This window comes from Bacillus sp. BC08 (assembly GCF_054326875.1).
On sequence record NZ_JBTGPA010000031.1, the window covers coordinates 940,965 to 957,322 of the forward strand.

Annotated in this window: 9 protein-coding genes and 2 other annotated features; of the genes, 1 reads left to right on the forward strand and 8 read right to left on the reverse strand. The window is 35.4% G+C overall.

The features are described 5' to 3' along the window. Positions 1 to 29: 29 nt before the first annotated feature. The 4 genes from ACXVYO_RS15375 to ACXVYO_RS15390 form a co-directional block, all read right to left on the reverse strand. The gene (locus ACXVYO_RS15375; protein ID WP_458467802.1) at positions 30 to 749 is read right to left on the reverse strand and encodes a hypothetical protein; all 720 of its coding nucleotides are present in this window, start codon (positions 747 to 749) and stop codon (positions 30 to 32) included. Between the two features lie 65 nt (positions 750 to 814). Then, positions 815 to 1,579 carry a vWA domain-containing protein gene (locus ACXVYO_RS15380; protein ID WP_044792564.1) on the reverse strand — a complete coding sequence of 255 codons (765 nt, stop codon included), beginning with the start codon at positions 1,577 to 1,579 and terminating at the stop codon, positions 815 to 817. A gap of 195 nt (positions 1,580 to 1,774) precedes the next feature. Continuing rightward, entirely contained in the window at positions 1,775 to 3,061 is a 1,287-nt protein-coding gene (gene aspS, locus ACXVYO_RS15385) for an aspartate--tRNA(Asn) ligase (protein ID WP_458467686.1), read from the reverse strand. Between the two features lie 108 nt (positions 3,062 to 3,169). Further along, positions 3,170 to 3,381 (reverse strand) — a binding site (T-box leader). A gap of 66 nt (positions 3,382 to 3,447) precedes the next feature. Continuing rightward, positions 3,448 to 4,830, reverse strand: a complete 1,383-nt coding sequence (locus tag ACXVYO_RS15390; protein WP_458467687.1) for a UDP-N-acetylmuramoyl-tripeptide--D-alanyl-D-alanine ligase — start codon at positions 4,828 to 4,830, stop codon at positions 3,448 to 3,450. A 218-nt stretch (positions 4,831 to 5,048) separates the two neighbouring features. Here ACXVYO_RS15390 and ACXVYO_RS15395 point away from each other — a divergent pair, with 218 nt between their 5' ends. Then, positions 5,049 to 5,528, forward strand: a complete 480-nt coding sequence (locus tag ACXVYO_RS15395; protein ID WP_458467688.1) for a hypothetical protein — start codon at positions 5,049 to 5,051, stop codon at positions 5,526 to 5,528. A gap of 106 nt (positions 5,529 to 5,634) precedes the next feature. Here ACXVYO_RS15395 and ACXVYO_RS15400 read toward each other — a convergent pair whose 3' ends face one another. The 4 genes from ACXVYO_RS15400 to ACXVYO_RS15415 all read right to left on the reverse strand — a co-directional run bounded on the left by ACXVYO_RS15400 (position 5,635) and on the right by ACXVYO_RS15415 (position 16,289). Continuing rightward, positions 5,635 to 7,146: a M36 family metallopeptidase gene (locus tag ACXVYO_RS15400; protein ID WP_458467689.1), complete on the reverse strand. Its 1,512-nt coding sequence runs from the start codon at positions 7,144 to 7,146 to the stop codon at positions 5,635 to 5,637. Between the two features lie 243 nt (positions 7,147 to 7,389). Continuing rightward, positions 7,390 to 10,491: an isoleucine--tRNA ligase gene (gene ileS / locus ACXVYO_RS15405; RefSeq protein ID WP_458467690.1), complete on the reverse strand. Its 3,102-nt coding sequence runs from the start codon at positions 10,489 to 10,491 to the stop codon at positions 7,390 to 7,392. Positions 10,492 to 10,544: 53 nt separating this feature from the next. Further along, positions 10,545 to 10,784 (reverse strand) — a binding site (T-box leader). 98 nt (positions 10,785 to 10,882) lie between these two features. Next, on the reverse strand, positions 10,883 to 15,085 hold the full coding sequence (locus tag ACXVYO_RS15410; protein WP_458467691.1) for a tetratricopeptide repeat protein: 4,203 nt from the start codon (positions 15,083 to 15,085) through the stop codon (positions 10,883 to 10,885). Between the two features lie 298 nt (positions 15,086 to 15,383). Beyond that, positions 15,384 to 16,289 carry a class I SAM-dependent methyltransferase gene (locus ACXVYO_RS15415; protein ID WP_458467692.1) on the reverse strand — a complete coding sequence of 302 codons (906 nt, stop codon included), beginning with the start codon at positions 16,287 to 16,289 and terminating at the stop codon, positions 15,384 to 15,386. Positions 16,290 to 16,358: the final 69 nt, after the last annotated feature.

Consider the following 16,358-nt stretch of genomic DNA (forward strand, 5'->3'; position numbering starts at 1 on the left):
GTTTATTCACCTTTTTTCCATCATGTTTGTTACCAAGAAACATCTAAAAATGAAATATCATCGCTTGTCGGAGAGTTCTGCGCCCTCTCAATTTCTTTTAGCACTTCCTCAAAGTTATACTGCTTAAGCGAAAGAAGTCCGTCTGAATGAATAACTATCCGATTAACTTCTTGTCTAGACAATGTCTTTGAAAAAACCGCCAATTCCCCACCAATAACGCCTCGCTGTGTAGACCATCTTTTCTCTATATTTCTCTCAAACTTCATTACATCCGAACAATTCTCCTTATCTTGAAACAATTGTACAAATGAATCACCATGTGTAACTATGGTTATTTGTACTTTATCTTGATTTGGAATGAGTTCTATTTTCCCGCCAATAAACATCGCTTCACTACCTTTTTTTCGCTTTTCTTCCAAAACATCGCGTAGTAACCACGGTGTTTCTTCTGGCAAGCGAAATGCACTTACTTCCTCTGAAGCTTCTTCTATCCAATTATTTAACTGTTCATTTAATAATGTGGTAATGTTCATTCCATTTTCTTGACATGTTTCAAATAAATTTACTAACTTCATACCAAGAAATTTCGCAGCAATTTCACCATGAAAAGATAGCCCTACACCATCACATAAGGCAAATATGAAACTAGTTCCATTATCTAGAAATACTAGAAAGTCTTGTCCACTCTCATTTAAATCCTGCGTTTCTTTTGCTCTTACATAGCTATATCTATAAGTGAAATGTTTCATTTCCTTTTCTTGCAATACCGTTTCTTCCTTTTGCGATAGGGTATATTTCACCTTACTCCCCCCTCCTATCGAACCGGCGTTGCAGCAGACATTTGAAATCCAAGTGATACTAAGTCCGCATTTGTCCCAGGAAACATCATCACAGCACCATCTGCAATATGAAACCCATGTTCCGTCATCATCTCACGATAGCTTTGAGGGATAGGTGATGACAATCTTTGCAACTTTGCACCATACTCATCTGTAATTTCTGTATTTGGCATAATCCCTTCCCACTTCTTTATATTAGAAATTTGTTCTTGCATAATTTCATCTGAAATAAAAATATTTTCAATTAGTACGTTTCCATCAGGTACAGACATATTCATAATTCTTCGTACAATTAATTCTGGATCTTCACCAGTTGAAGCACCATCTGTCATATGACAAACAACAGGAGCTGGCCCATCTTGTAAATTTGGTAATTCCTTTTGCAATAACTTCTCCACTACAGAGAAAGCTTTTGCTGTATCAGTTAAACGATGCGTTTGGATTTTTTCTAGCGGGCGCAGTCTTGCTACCTCGTCTATTGTTTTCACACCACCCAATAAATCAAAAACATGATCGCTATAGGCTAAAATAGATAACTTATACCTTGGAAGCAAGCGACTACCTTTTGTTGAACGAAATACCATTTGGCGAATCGCTAAAGAAAGAGCATCCGTTACAATATCAATTCTTCTTTTTTCTTCTCCGCCTGCATCCATCATTTGGTTCATTGATGCGCTTACATCAAGAAGATAAATTATATAAGCTGGTGTTTGTTGTGTTGCTTGAGTTTGATATAACATGTTTCATACCCTTCCATACATTATTATATGAATCTTTTCTATATTCATATTTCATTATAACTTATGAATTTTCTTTTTCTCAATTCATTATAAAATGTTCTTAATATAATTTACATATTTTCACACAAAAAATTATTCCTTTTAACATGTGTTGAAAAGAATAAACCCCTTCTATAGTATAGAAGGGGTTTATTCTTACGGTATAAGACGCGTACAATCTCTCGGAAAAGCACTCGCTTCTCGTACATTTGTTAATTCTAATAGTTTGTATACAACTCTCTCCAATCCAATTCCAAAACCACCGTGCGGGGGACAACCGTATCGGAATGTATTTAAATAAGATTGAAATATATCTGGATGTAATCCTTTTTCTTTAAAAGAAGTGAGTAACATTTCGTAATCATGAATTCGCTGCGCCCCTGAAGTTATTTCTAGCCCTTTATATAGTAAGTCGAACGAATCAGTAATAGATGGATTCTCTTTATTCGGCATCGTATACATCGGCCTAGCTTCTTTCGGATAATGTGTAATGAAAACAAACTCACTCTTATATGTTTCCTTCACATATTTCCCTAATAGCTTCTCACCTTCTGTATCTAAATCCCCAATTGGCGATTCTTTCTGGTACTTACTTTTCAAAATTTCTTGCGCTTGTAACAATGTAATTTTCGGTATTTCTGTAATAACAGGTACTTCTATTTGTAATAGTTTTAGTTCTTTTTCACAGTTTTTTGCTACTTGTTGAAACATATATCGTAAAACATCCGTTTCTAGTTGCATCACTTCATAAAAATCATGAATAAATCCAAGCTCTACGTCTAACGAGATATATTCATTCAAATGACGGGAAGAATTATGATGTTCCGCTCTGTAAACAGGTGCAACTTCAAAAACACGTTCGAGTCCCCCAGCTACCATCATTTGTTTATAAAACTGAGGTGATTGTGCTAAATAAGCTTCTTTTTGAAAGTATGGTAGTTTAAAAACATTCGCTCCTCCTTCTGCCCCTTGCGAAACAATTTTCGGAGTAAATATACGTGTGAAATCGTTCTCTATTAGAAATTCACTAAAGCTCTGAACGAGTGTAGATTTCACTTTAAATATTGCCGCGGTTCTCTCATGTCTTAATGATAATACCCGTTCATTCAGTAATTGATCTAAACCAACTTGTAACTTCCTTTTATTTATTTCAAACGGAAGTGGTTCTGCACCATTTAATATTTTCACTTCGTGAGCAAGTACTTCAACTCCTAATTCTGTTTTTGAAGTCTCCACTATTTGGCCTACGACTTGAACGACACTTTCCACATCTACTTTAAATCCAGCTAGCTCGTTTTCTAATACGCATTGCATAACTCCTGATCGATCCCTTATTAATAAAAAACTAACATTACCTAGATGACGAATCTTTTTTACCCATCCTTGAAGTACTACAACTTTTCCGCTTTGCTTTGTACATTCTTTTGTGAGTGAACGCTTCATTACATTTCCCTCCAGTAAATTTATATTTATTTACGTTATTGTTGTTGTCATCGTCATCATCCACGGTCACTCACCTCCCTTCAAAGAATACAAAAATCCGCCCCTATAAATAGGGACGGATTTTTCCGCGGTACCACCCAAATTGTCATAATGACCATCTTAGCCCTGATAACGGTAGGTACCGTTTGCTTTTACTAATTATCACGTTCAAAGCAACACTCACAAGTGTCTTTCCATCATGCGGTATCGCAATCTTCTCAGCAACCGATTGCTCTCTGTAGACCTTTGCATCATGTACTTTTCCTGATCATCACTTTTTATATTTACAGAGTATTCTATCTCTTCACTTTATAAAACGCAAGCCTTTTTACATACATTTTCATTTTTCATATCCAATTTTGTACAATCTCCTCTAAAGCCATACCACGTGAGCCTTTTAATAATACGATGTCATTTTCCGTTATAACTTTTAATATTGCCTCTGCTATCTTGGCTTTACTATTAAATGACTGTACTTTTTCTGTATCATATTTCTTTCTCGCTTCTTCCGCTACAATTTCAGCTAACTCTCCATAAGTGAATACATATTGAATGCTCTCTTGATTTAGCATGTTACCAATTTCTCTATGATATGTTTCAGCTTTCTTCCCTAACTCTAACATATCCCCAATTACTATCATTTTTTTCTTATAGGCATTTAATGTCTGTAACGTTTCAATTGCAGCCTTCATTGAAGAGGGACTGGCATTCCACGCATCGTTAATAATTGTAAAACCTGTTTTGGCGGTTAAAAATTGAAAGCGCATATGAGTAATATTTACTTGCCGTAATGCTTCCTGTATTTTTTCTGTAGGGACATTATAATATTGACCTACAACGATTCCAACAATCGTATTTAAAATATTATGTTTTCCATATAAGGGAACATCGTACTGTATTTTTGAATCCTTTACTTTAAAATGAACACCATATTCATCTAATCGCACGTTTGTTGGAAACAAATCATTTGTATACTTTTCACCAAATGCCTTACAATTTATACTCGATAGATTCTTATTTTGAAAAAGCAATGGTTCATCGCCATTATACAAACATAATCCTTCATCTTTTAATCCATCAATAATTTCTAATTTAGCCTTCGCAATCTCTTCTCTTGATCCGAGTGTTTCTAAGTGAGACTGGCCAATCATTGTAATGATCGCTACATCTGGCTGTGCTATTATTGATAAGTTTCTAATTTGCCCTTTTTCACTCATCCCCATTTCAAGTATTAAAAACTCTGTATCTCGTTTCATCTCTAAAATTGTTAATGGTAAACCGATTTGACTATTAAAATTCCCCTTTGTTTTATGCACACGATGAGTTGTACTTAAAATCGTGCTTATAATATCTTTTACTGTTGTCTTGCCATTACTACCAGTAATTCCGATTACTTTTACATGTAGCTCTGTTCGATAATATTGTGCCAATTGTTGCAAAGCAAACAAAGTGTCATCTACAAATATAATTGGCATCCCTTTTGGCGGAGTACCATAAGACTTTTTCCATAAGGAAGCGACAGCTCCATTATCCATTGCCTCTTTCACATAATCATGTCCATCTTTCACTCTAATGATTGGAACAAATAAATTTCCTTCTTTCATGCTTTTGGAATCTATGCAGACACCATGTATCTCTATATGATGAAACGATTCTTGTAACCCTTCACCATCTACTACCTCTTCAAGTTTTTTCAAATTCATTTGAATCAAAGTATCACCTTTTTCCATTTTATTACATAATTTCCGTTTCATTTACGCATATTGATAAAGTGAAACTTTAATCAGTGGGGATTTTGTTCCTCCCCACTGATTATCAGCCCTCACCAATCGGGCTTTTACGGGAAGCCCGCCCCCCACCTAACTTCTTTGCTTTCCCTGAATTTTGAGCTGGAGGGTCTTACTGCCCGGCAAATAGCGGGATAAAAATTTTATAGCGAGGTGTTTATATGAAAAAAGCGATTAGTTTCTTTCTTCTTTTGTTATGCCTAATTGCAGTGAATGAAACATACGCCTATTCACCAAAAGCTTTACCAATCTCCCAAAACTCTGATCAATGGCAAGTGAATATTGATGAACCGAAAAAAATAAGCAAAAAGACGCTTCAAGCTAAAAAAGATGAATTTCAAACCTATCAATTTTCAGTAAAAAATGTTGGAAACAGTGAAGTATATAACGTACAAGTCGAAGTATTCCGCAATGAGCCAAAAACGCAAACGAAATATGAACTATTCTCCCTAAAGGAAAGTCGTTTAGCAAGTGGAAAAACTGGATTTAGACATGCTAATTTTCCAGTTGCTACAAAAGCAGATGTAGTTGATGTAATCATTACTTGGCAAGAACACCCTTTCCGCTCCATGAGAAACGGTCAAAAAGTTGAGTCTAGAAAATTTAAAGATCATTTTGTTTTTAAAGACGAGAAAAAATAAACGAATGCAGCTAAATTCACACTACCATTCATGTAGCTACCTTTACTAGTACCAGTCCATAAGCAAATTAAAAAGTCGTGGCTTATAAATGCCACGACTTTTTATATTAATTCGTACTAATTCCTCTTGCTGCCCAAATACGATCGATATCAGCAGCATGTTGTCCGCCATATAAAAGAGCATCCGCTTGCTTAATTGCTTTTGCTCCATCACTGAATTTAGAATTTGGTGTTAATGACCAGTGTGATTGTAAAATAATTTTCGTTGCTACATCACGTCCAAAAGCTTGCGCCATTTCGTATTGACCTTGTGCCCAAATTTCCCCATCATCATGTACCTCATTTGTAATATCTTTCGGATACACTTTATTCGTATCTAATCGGCGCAAGCACGTCGGATCTGAACTAGAATAAGCAGTCGCATCCCATTCTCCAACACATGCTTTTCCGTATCCTGTAGTTGATACTGCATCTTCATACGTAGCACCTAAGAAGTCGCCAAACCCTTCTCCCATCGCTCCGCCTTCTGCTGAACTACCAAAGCCAGGAACTTGGTTATCTTGAATCGAATGTCCGTATTCATGTGCGATAATACCAGCATCTTCTGCATCATCTACTCCGCCAGTACCAAAAGTTAATGCTTTCGTTGTCGGAGAATAAAATGAGTTATCCGCCGTCGTTCCATTCACATTCACTTTAATAGAGCGATTATTAATATTTTTAAAACCTAACCCTTGAATGTAACGCTGTAATGTATCGATATGATAATACGACATAACATCTTCAAAGCTATCATTTGCGCGTGTATAGTTAAATTGTAAATTCGCAGATTTCGTTTTTGCTTTTGAAGAAATCGTTACATACTCTCCAATTAAAAATCCTGTTCCATCTAAACCTTTTAACGTAACAGTCTTCAATTGGTTCGTTAGCGCAGTTGAATCTGCATCGTTATTATCTTTTAAGCCTACTTTACTACCGCTAGATACGACCGGGTTAGGTAAAAACACTTTTCCTGATCCTTCGGCTTTTCGGTTTATATCAACCTTTTTAATTAACTTTCCATTTTCCGCGTCAATAAATGTTTCCCATGCACCAAATGGGTTATTAGAATGGACTACAACTTTATATACTGGACGAGCAATTCCCTCTTCAACAATATATCCGAATTCTTTCTCTGTAGGAGCCCATAAGTTTTGCTCACTTGCTTCTCCAACATACGCCATTGATTTTTGTATTGCATCCTTTTCACTAATTTTTGTCGTTACTTCCTTCACACCTTTAACGGATTGATAATCAGAAACAGCAAGTACTCCCTTTCCCTCTCCGTTAAGTGTAACTGTAATTTGTTTTGAAAATACAGGCGCACCGTTAACAACTTGTTGGAACCTAACATATGAAGCTACTGACGTTTCTGTTGTAGAAATATATTGTAAGTCTGAAAGGTCTGTTTTCAATCCATACTGCGCTGCATTTTCTTTTAAATATTCAGTTGCTTTTTTCTGTGGTGAATAAGCCTCTAGCTTTACTTGCTGCTGTTTTTCCAATGCCGAAACAGTAGAAATCGTCCCCATTACTAACGGCACAGTCATTGCCATTGCCACCATTTTTTTATTAAACATAGAACCACTCCCCCTAATAAAGTAGCTCAACCTTATCCCATTACCACTAGGCAATTATTCCCCACAAAATGGGGGGATAAAAATTGAATCTACGAGTAATTCTCTATAAACAATTCTATTACCTTTCCATTTAGGGTGAGTGAAATTTTCTCAATATTTATGTGTAAAATGAAAACAATACTTTAGAAAGAAATTTCCATCATACAAAAAGGAAGTTGGAATGATTCCAACTTCCTTTTTTCTTTAATGAGCCGCGCTTAATTTAATTCGAACTTTCGCTTCACCTAAAGATAGCTCATCGTCTTCATTCGTTAAGTGATCAAATGTAAATTGCTTAACGAGTAAATTTTCTTCCAATAAATCTTTATGGTTCGTTAATGTTCGTTTTAGTTCATCCTCTGTATCAAGAATAACATCGACTCGTAAATTAACCGGTAAATTCAGCTGCTTACGATATTCTTGAACCGCTCGAATGAATTCACGCGCTACTCCTTCTTGTAACAATTCTTCCGTTACATTCGTATCTAACATAACTGTATATTGTCCGTTAGTTGTATTAGAAAATCCTGATTTCGCGACTTTCTCTACTACTACATCTTCGGCTGTTACTACTATTTCTTCTCCTGGTGCAGCTTCGTAAACTGCTCTTTCTGTAGATACAAAGTGTTGTACTTCTTCTTTTGATAATTGTTTTAGCCATGTATTTACTGCATTCACATTTTTACCAAACTTCGGACCAGCTGTTTTAAAGTTCAGCTTTAATTGATAGGACGTATATTTCGTTTCATCGAGTTCAACATGGAACGCTTTGACGTTTAGCTCATCCATGACGATATCACGATACGATTCCCAATCCATATCATTCTCATTATGTGCTAGTAATACAAGTTCCGCTAACGGCTGTTTTACTTTTAAAGAATGCTGATTACGATTACTTCTTCCAAGTTCAACAACTTGTAAAACTGCATCCATTTCTGCTTCTAATTTCGGCTGAAGTAGTGATTCATTTACAACTGGATAATCCTCTAAATGAACGCTACTTCCAGTTAAATTTAAATGAATATCTTCAGCGACAAACGGTGTAAATGGTGCAATTAATTTACTAATTGTCACAAGTACTTCATGAAGTGTCTCATACGCAGCTGCTTTTTCAGCACTCATACCAGACTCCCAGAAACGATTACGTGATCGTCTTACGTACCAGTTACTTACTTCATCTACAAGTGCTGCGATTTCACGAGCTGCATTCGTAAATTGATAATCATCAAGTGCGGTTCTCACTTTTTTCGTTGTGCTATGCAATCTTGATAATACCCATTCATCCAATTTCGTCCGCTTTACATCATACGTTTCTTTCGGATTATACTCATCTAAATTTGCATATAAAACGTAGAAGCTATACACATTGACTAATGTATCTACAAATTTAGATTTTGCTTCCAGTACTGTTCTTTCAGAAAAGCGCTTCGCATTCCACGGAGCACTATCAACAAGAAGCGCCCATCTTAAAGCATCTGCACCAAACTGATTGACTAAATCAACTGGATCTAGTGCATTCCCTTTACTTTTAGACATTTTCTGTCCTTCTTCATCTAGAACATGCCCTAATGATAACACTCGTTTATACGGTACTTTTCCTGTATATAGTGCTGATACTGCTAATAAACTATAAAACCAGCCGCGTGTTTGATCAATGCCTTCTGCAATTACATCTGCTGGAAACTGTTCTTCAAATAACTCTTTATTTTCAAATGGATAATGATATTGTGCAAATGGCATGGAACCACTATCAAACCAAACATCAATTACTTCTGGTGTACGATTCATCGTACTTCCGCATTTTTCACAGCAAACTTGTACTTCATCTACATACGGCTTATGCAATTCTAAATCTTCTGGTGTTTCTTTCGTACTATGCTTTCTTAAATCAGCAATGCTTTTCGGTGCGAATTGATGATCGCAACTTTCACATTCCCATACGTTTAATGGTGTTCCCCAGTATCTATTTCGGCTAATATTCCAGTCCACCATATTTTCTAAAAACTTACCAAAGCGTCCATGTTTCATATGATCTGGATACCAAGTAACAGAATCGTTATTTTGTAAAAATGTATCTTTAATTGCAGTTGTTCGGATTAACCAACTCTCTCCTGCATAATAAAGAAGTGGGGAATCACAGCGCCAGCAATGTGGGTAGCTATGTTCATACTTTTCTTTATGATATAGTAGGCCTTCCTTCGCTAAATAACGAACGATATCCACGTCACAATCTTTTACAAATTTCCCTTTCAAAAATGGTACCGCTTCTGTATACTCACCTTTCTCATCTACAACATGTAAGAATGACAATCCTGCACTTTGAACGACTCTATAATCGTCCTCCCCATATGCTGGAGCGATATGAACAAGTCCTGTACCACTATCTGCCGTGACAAAATCTGCCGCGATAACGTGGTAGCCATTTGTAACTTCTTTCATTGGAAATGGTGCTGTATAAGATGTGTTTACTAATTCATCACCTTTATGAACAGATAATACTTCATAGTCTTCTTTTAATACATCTTGTACACGTTCTTTCGCAACAATGTATACATGACCTTCTTGTTTCGCTTTCACGTATTCCATGTTTGGATGTACAGCGAGCGCAACATTTGCTGGCAGTGTCCAAGGTGTCGTTGTCCAACCTAGGAAATATTCATTTTCACTATCTTTCACTTTAAACTTAACTGTTGCACTTAAATCTTTTACTGTTTTATACCCTTGTGCAACCTCATGTGAACTTAGTGAAGTTTGACAACTTGGGCAATATGGTGAGACTCTATGTCCCTTATACAATAAGCCTTTTTCATGAATCGTTCCTAAAATATGCCATACACTTTCGATATATGGATTCTCTAACGTAACGTATGGATCATCCATATCTACCCAATAACCGATGCTTTCAGTGAATTCACGCCACTGCTTCTCATATGTGAATACACTCTCTTTACACTTCTGGATAAATGGCTCAATTCCATACTCTTCGATTTCATGTTTACCAGAAATACCGAGTTGCTTCTCAACACCTAATTCTACAGGTAAACCGTGTGTATCCCATCCCGCTTTTCTTAACACTTTATATCCAGCCATCGTTTTATATCTTGCTACTACATCTTTAATTGTCCGTCCAAGTGCATGACCTACATGCGGTAATCCATTCGCCGTTGGTGGTCCTTCATAAAACACAAAAGATTGTGCGCCTTCTCGATTCTGAATTGATTGCTCGAAAATACTTTGCTCGTTCCACTGCTTACGAATACGTGTTTCTCTCCCTACAGCTGACTCTTTTACATCTACTTTCTTCATCTACAATCACTCCTTTGAATGTTTTAAAGCACACAAAAAACCCGTCCCTATAAAGTAGGGACGGGTTTACCCGCGTTACCACCCTAATTCTATTAGCTCTTCACTAATAGCACTTAGCAACGTACTGTCATACGTGTTCTTTGTAACGGTAGACATCCGTCCGGGCTTACTTATTTTCAGCCTCGGCTCCTCGGAGATGATTTTCAAATAACGTCTGAACACCGGCTTTCAGCAACATACCGGCTCTCTGGGGAACAGTACACTATTTTACTCTTTCTCGTCTTCAGATTTGTATACTTTGTTAAAAGTTATTTTATGCCATCGGGCAATGAATTGTCAACTAATTCAAAATATATTTTCATTTATGCCCTTTTTCGCGATTGTTATACAATTACTTTTCAAATTCTCGCAATGCTGCTAAATTTTCATCATCCTCGATAAGTTCAGCGAAAAATCCCGACTCATCCTCACGCAGAACAAATTCAAGCTCTTCCTTTGCCTCTTCATTTCTGTTTAACTGCGCTAAATAACAAGCACGATCATATCTTGCTAACAAATCACTCGCATCCATTGTTAATACATCATTTGTTATTTTTTCTGCCTTTAGTGTTTGGCCGGCACTATGATATGAAGACGCTAAAGAAAGAAGAATTGCTGTTTCATTCGGATGATGTATAGAAGCATTTTCTAATATATGAATCGCCTCTTCAAACCTTTCTTGACTTTGATACATTTCTCCTAAAGCAAGAAACGCTCTACTTACAAACGGTGTTTGCTCCGTTAATTGTAAGGTAATCTTTTCTGCTTTTCTTTCTTCCCCTATTTTAAAGAATACTTGCGCTTGTAAAAGAAGCGTATCATAATCATCTGGTAACTCTCGAACCATTTGCTTCGTTACTTCCGAAGCATCCCGTAACATATCTTCTTCCTCACACTCTATGAAAAGATTTACAAGTTGCTTCGCTACATCGTAATCCCATTTATTTTCTAACGATGTTTGCAATACATCTATCGCCTCTTTATACATCGCCACATTCTCGTAAAACAGTGCAAATCGCTGTGCCACCATACTATTTTTCGGATTAAGTTTTAACGAAATTTCATATAAATCAATGATTGTAGTAATAATCGAAATTTCTTTCGCGCGGTTTTTCATACGATAAAAAGCTCTCGTAATTATGGATTTTTTCGGCTGTTCATTTTGTTGACGTTCAATCCATCTTTCCGTAACCGCAGATGCAGCATACATAAATACCATACTTCTTTCTGCCTTTTTCACTTTTAATGTATGAAGAAAATCTCGTATGTTAGACAATTTTTTATGTTGTTCTATCGCTTTTACATATGCATCAAATATACGTTCATTATTTACATCTTTTTGTATCACTTTCATTGCAATCTCAATTGCTTTTTCATTTCTATTTTTTACTAACACTTTTGCATAATGATATAGAACTTCTGTATGCTCACCGTCTAATTGTAGCGCGTATTCAATCCATGCCTGTTCTTTATCTATTTCATCCATCGCTCCATACACATATGCAATCGCATCTAGTCGCCATATTTCAGGTACTTCGTCCGCTAATTGTTCTAGTTCAGTCAGCAATTCTTCCTGAAGATTCATTTCTACTGAAAGCTGTGCCAAATATTCCATGTTAATATGCAACGGCTCTTCTTTCATCGCCTGAACCATATGACTTTGTTCTTTAGTACGGTTTTCTTCTTTTTCGTATATTTCTGCAAGCTGTAAATGTACACCTACGAAATTCCCATCAAGCTCTAAACAGGTTTCATACGCTTGTTTCGCTTCTGTCAATTGCCCTAATGCCATAAGTGTTTCACCAATTCGGTAATACGGTAATGCGGTTTCCTTTTGTTCTATCGCCCTTTTATATCTTTTCATCGCTTGGCCATACTGACCAATAGATTCATATAAAATACCTATATAACAACCGTATTCACTTACTTCATTTCTTTCTTTGTGTAATGTTCTTAAGAATGCTATTCCTCGTTGTACAAATACCGTTCCTTTAATTCGATTCACATATTCATCTAATGTACTCGCTACATTAGATTCGCTCTGCTTTATACCATTCTCTAACTTGGACAATGCTACTTTAAATCCTTCTTCATTTCCACCAAGTTCAACCTCAGCATCCCATAAAACCATTCCCGCATTCATAAGAAAATCTTGGCTCTTTTCAATTTGCTTTTCAATACCGAGTATATATTCTTTAGCTTCCTTGTATTGTTCTCTTGCCATATAAACTTGCGTAATTCCAAAGTGAGAATAAACATCATCATGATTTTCTTCTAAAGCACGAGTATACAATATTTCTGCTTCTTCCAGGCTATCATTTTGAAAATGATAGTCACCTAATTTTACGTATAATGGTGCCTTATCGTCACAATTCTTAATACCTTTTAATAAAATTTCTTTCGTACGTTCCTCATCCTTCAAATCAGACTCGTATATTTCCGAAAGTTTCGTATAAATGTAAGGTGCATTACTATCCAAGTGAATCGCTATTTTAAGCCCTTTAATCGCTAAATGTAATTTCCCTAAATGATGCGCACATCTCGCTCGCTCATACCATACATGTGCCTCATTTTTATACTCTTTTAACAGATCATTAAAAATTTCATACGCTTCTTCATATCTTTCTAAATCTATTAATATTAACCCGTGATTCGTTAAAGTGAATCGTTCTGGACTACGTTCTAAAGCAACATGAGAAAACTGCAACGCCTTTTCGGATTGGTCGATATACATATATGATAAAGCGAGAAAACTCCAAGCAATCGGCTGATCTGCATCTAATTGTAACGAAGAACGAAAACTTGAAATCGCTTCTATATAACTTTCCTGTTCAAAAGCATATCTTCCGTTTATTAAATGATATAAAGCACGATTATTTTTCTTCTCAACACTCGCGAGCATTTGCCCTGCTTTTTCTAATTCTTGAAGGCGAATAAAACACTGCGCACCATGCAATTTAACAAAATCTGAGTTCGGAAACTTCTCCATTAACTTTTCAATACAACATATAATAAACTCATTATCTACTTCAACATCTAAATGCTTAACCGTATATAACCACGTATTCGGATTATCACTCGTCTCTTTTAAAAATTGTACTAAGTTATGAATCCCCTCTTTATCATGTTCATCTAAATGATCCGTAAGAGAAAAAATAGTTTTAAAATAATGATTTTCTTCTTCATTTAAAAATGCTAGTTGCTCCTTCTTTTCTTTCGGAACAAACGTAATCGCTAAACACCCTGTGTAACGATATTTCTCTTGTAACTTACTATATTCCACAATAACGGGTTCTATAAAGTTCGGATCTTGAACATAAAAAGCTTGTAACGTATCATCATACCCACATAATACTTGCACATGTGAAGCATGCTCAATATCTATACTTAATAAAACAGGAATCCCTTCATCCAGTAGTCTCTTATAATTTTCTTCATTCCCTTTAAAATAACGATATTCATAATCTAATTCTTCTAAATAAGAAACAGTATCTGAAAACTTCGAGCCTGTCATATCAAAGATAAACTCTGCTATTTCATCTTGTGTACGTTTTTCTCCCCATAACTGCAACATCATTTCTAAACTTGTCGGAACACAATAATTATCCTTTTGTACAATCGGAACTATCGGTAAATGAACCTTTTTGCCATCTGGATTTTTTTCTAAATTATGATATAAAGACTCTTTTAAACTTTTTTCTTCTTTTAATAATTGTTGTAAATCTGCAAGTTTATTCATTTTGTAAAGCGCTTCTGCACGTATATGTACAAAGTAAGTTTTATACGCATGATAAGGAAGCTGATTATTTATGTTATCTATTACCGCTAACATCTCTTCATACTTCCTTACATCTAATAAATATTTTACCTTTTCAAAATGAAAATATGGTACTTGCGGGAACTTTACAATCGCATCATCAATTAGCTGTAATGCACGTTTTTGTTCTCCTTGATTTGCATATAACTGTGATAATAAATAAGTAGATAGCTCTTCACAATCTTTATGCTGCATGCCAGCTATAAATTGTTCTTCTGCTTTCTCCCATTCACCTGTATGCATATAGACGTAGCCCCATTTATCAAATACGGCACGTGCACTGTACTCCTCTGCCTTTTGCATATAGATTAGGGCCTCTTCATTTCGTTTCATTTCCAACAAACATCGTACTAACGTAAAATATGTTTTCGCTAAAAGATCAATTTCTATTTCTTCTTTATTTACCTCTTCTAATGAGTCTTTTAACAACTGTTCTACTTCCAGTATTTTTCGCTCATCAATTAACTCATCACAATATAAAGAGAGCGTTCTCAAATTTGGGAATTTTTTATAGGCGTAGCGAATGAGGAATGAACTGTATTGGTGCATAAGCCCTTCATCAGTAAGACGTATTAATATGTCAAACTCCTTATGTGAAGGAACACTAGCAAGCCAATTCTTCAAATAGGATAAAGTATTCTTTTCTTTTATATATGAAATTTCATTATTTATTTCCTGTAATCCATCTATAAATCTCTTGTCTTTCAAACAAGCATCTAACTGCTTAAAATCTAGCATGTATTCACCTCGAATATTTATTTGCACTGCTACTTGCTTAGATTTTACACATCATATTGTAGGTATTCAACTAAAATCTCCTATAATGGATAGTATTATTTAATATTATTCGAATTTATAACAAAATATAGTAAAAATGATTGTTTTTCTCTGTATTTTGTTTAATTATATGGAATAACGTAACATGAGGATCTTACCTATTGAAAGCTGAAATCAGTACATGCAATTATATCGGCGATCATACGGTGGATATCGACTTACTTACAAATAGTGACAATCCTCAATAAATCGCTATCTTTCAACATCCTATGTCACCAAATGTAATTTTCATATTCGGAGCATATACTAAAGAAGAGTACATTTGAAATGCTTTAAAAAATCGGAGTTCAGCTTTATATTGAGCTAGCGCACCATTATATGTTAATCCTCTTGTCATTAAACGATCTATAAATTGCTTCTTATCACCTGGATTCCCTGCAATCCCCTCTTCTTTTAATGAATGATACAAACTTTGTTTATCATTATGCTGCATATTAGAATCTAAAAAGTTCACTTTATCACTTACTCTACATTCAATATTTTTTACGCCTAGTTCACTTAAAAACATCGGTATTTTCATACCAATATTTCCATCTTTTCCGCTTCTCTGCATGTCACTTTCAAATAACTGCTGCAAAGCACCTAGCCTAATAATTTCCGATTGATTCTCTCCATTTAAATAATATGAAGACATATTTGATATCCAGTGTGGTTCAAAACAAATTATTTTTCCGCCCCTTTTAACTGAATGCATCATTTTTTGTAGCACCGTTTTTGGCGAACTCATATGTAATAGGAAAGCATGACAAATTGCTATATCGTATGTATCGTTCAATTCAACTTCTGTGACATCTCCCTCAAGAAATTCTGACTCATATGGAAGTAAACGAAACAACTCTCTCGCTTCAGCTAGTAATGTTTCTCCACTATCAATGCCAGTATACTTTGATCCTTCTGGAAGTAATGGCATTAATACTAATCCTAAATAACCATATCCACAACCATAATCAACGATATGTACTGGCTTAGAAATCTTCCAAACTGTATTTACTAAAAATCTTACATAATCGTCATTGTAATATAAACCTCTCGTATTTTTTAAATATGTTAGTTTACTGTTCCAATCGTATGTTTCCAAGTTTAACGCCTCCTTTATATATGACATTACAATTCTCCATTTAATACGGACATTCCTACACTTGAAACAATTCTAGAAAAGTTTAAATTTAATAAA

What these genes read in the sequence shown, in the direction of transcription:
- ACXVYO_RS15375 (WP_458467802.1), bottom strand. Translation starts at nt 749, where the DNA reads ATGAAACATTTCACTTATAGATATAGCTATGTAAGAGCAAAAGAAACG.
- ACXVYO_RS15380 (WP_044792564.1), bottom strand. Translation starts at nt 1,579, where the DNA reads ATGTTATATCAAACTCAAGCAACACAACAAACACCAGCTTATATAATT.
- aspS (WP_458467686.1), bottom strand. Translation starts at nt 3,061, where the DNA reads ATGAAGCGTTCACTCACAAAAGAATGTACAAAGCAAAGCGGAAAAGTT.
- ACXVYO_RS15390 (WP_458467687.1), bottom strand. Translation starts at nt 4,830, where the DNA reads ATGGAAAAAGGTGATACTTTGATTCAAATGAATTTGAAAAAACTTGAA.
- ACXVYO_RS15395 (WP_458467688.1), top strand. Translation starts at nt 5,049, where the DNA reads ATGAAAAAAGCGATTAGTTTCTTTCTTCTTTTGTTATGCCTAATTGCA.
- ACXVYO_RS15400 (WP_458467689.1), bottom strand. Translation starts at nt 7,146, where the DNA reads ATGTTTAATAAAAAAATGGTGGCAATGGCAATGACTGTGCCGTTAGTA.
- ileS (WP_458467690.1), bottom strand. Translation starts at nt 10,491, where the DNA reads ATGAAGAAAGTAGATGTAAAAGAGTCAGCTGTAGGGAGAGAAACACGT.
- ACXVYO_RS15410 (WP_458467691.1), bottom strand. Translation starts at nt 15,085, where the DNA reads ATGCTAGATTTTAAGCAGTTAGATGCTTGTTTGAAAGACAAGAGATTT.
- ACXVYO_RS15415 (WP_458467692.1), bottom strand. Translation starts at nt 16,289, where the DNA reads ATGTCATATATAAAGGAGGCGTTAAACTTGGAAACATACGATTGGAAC.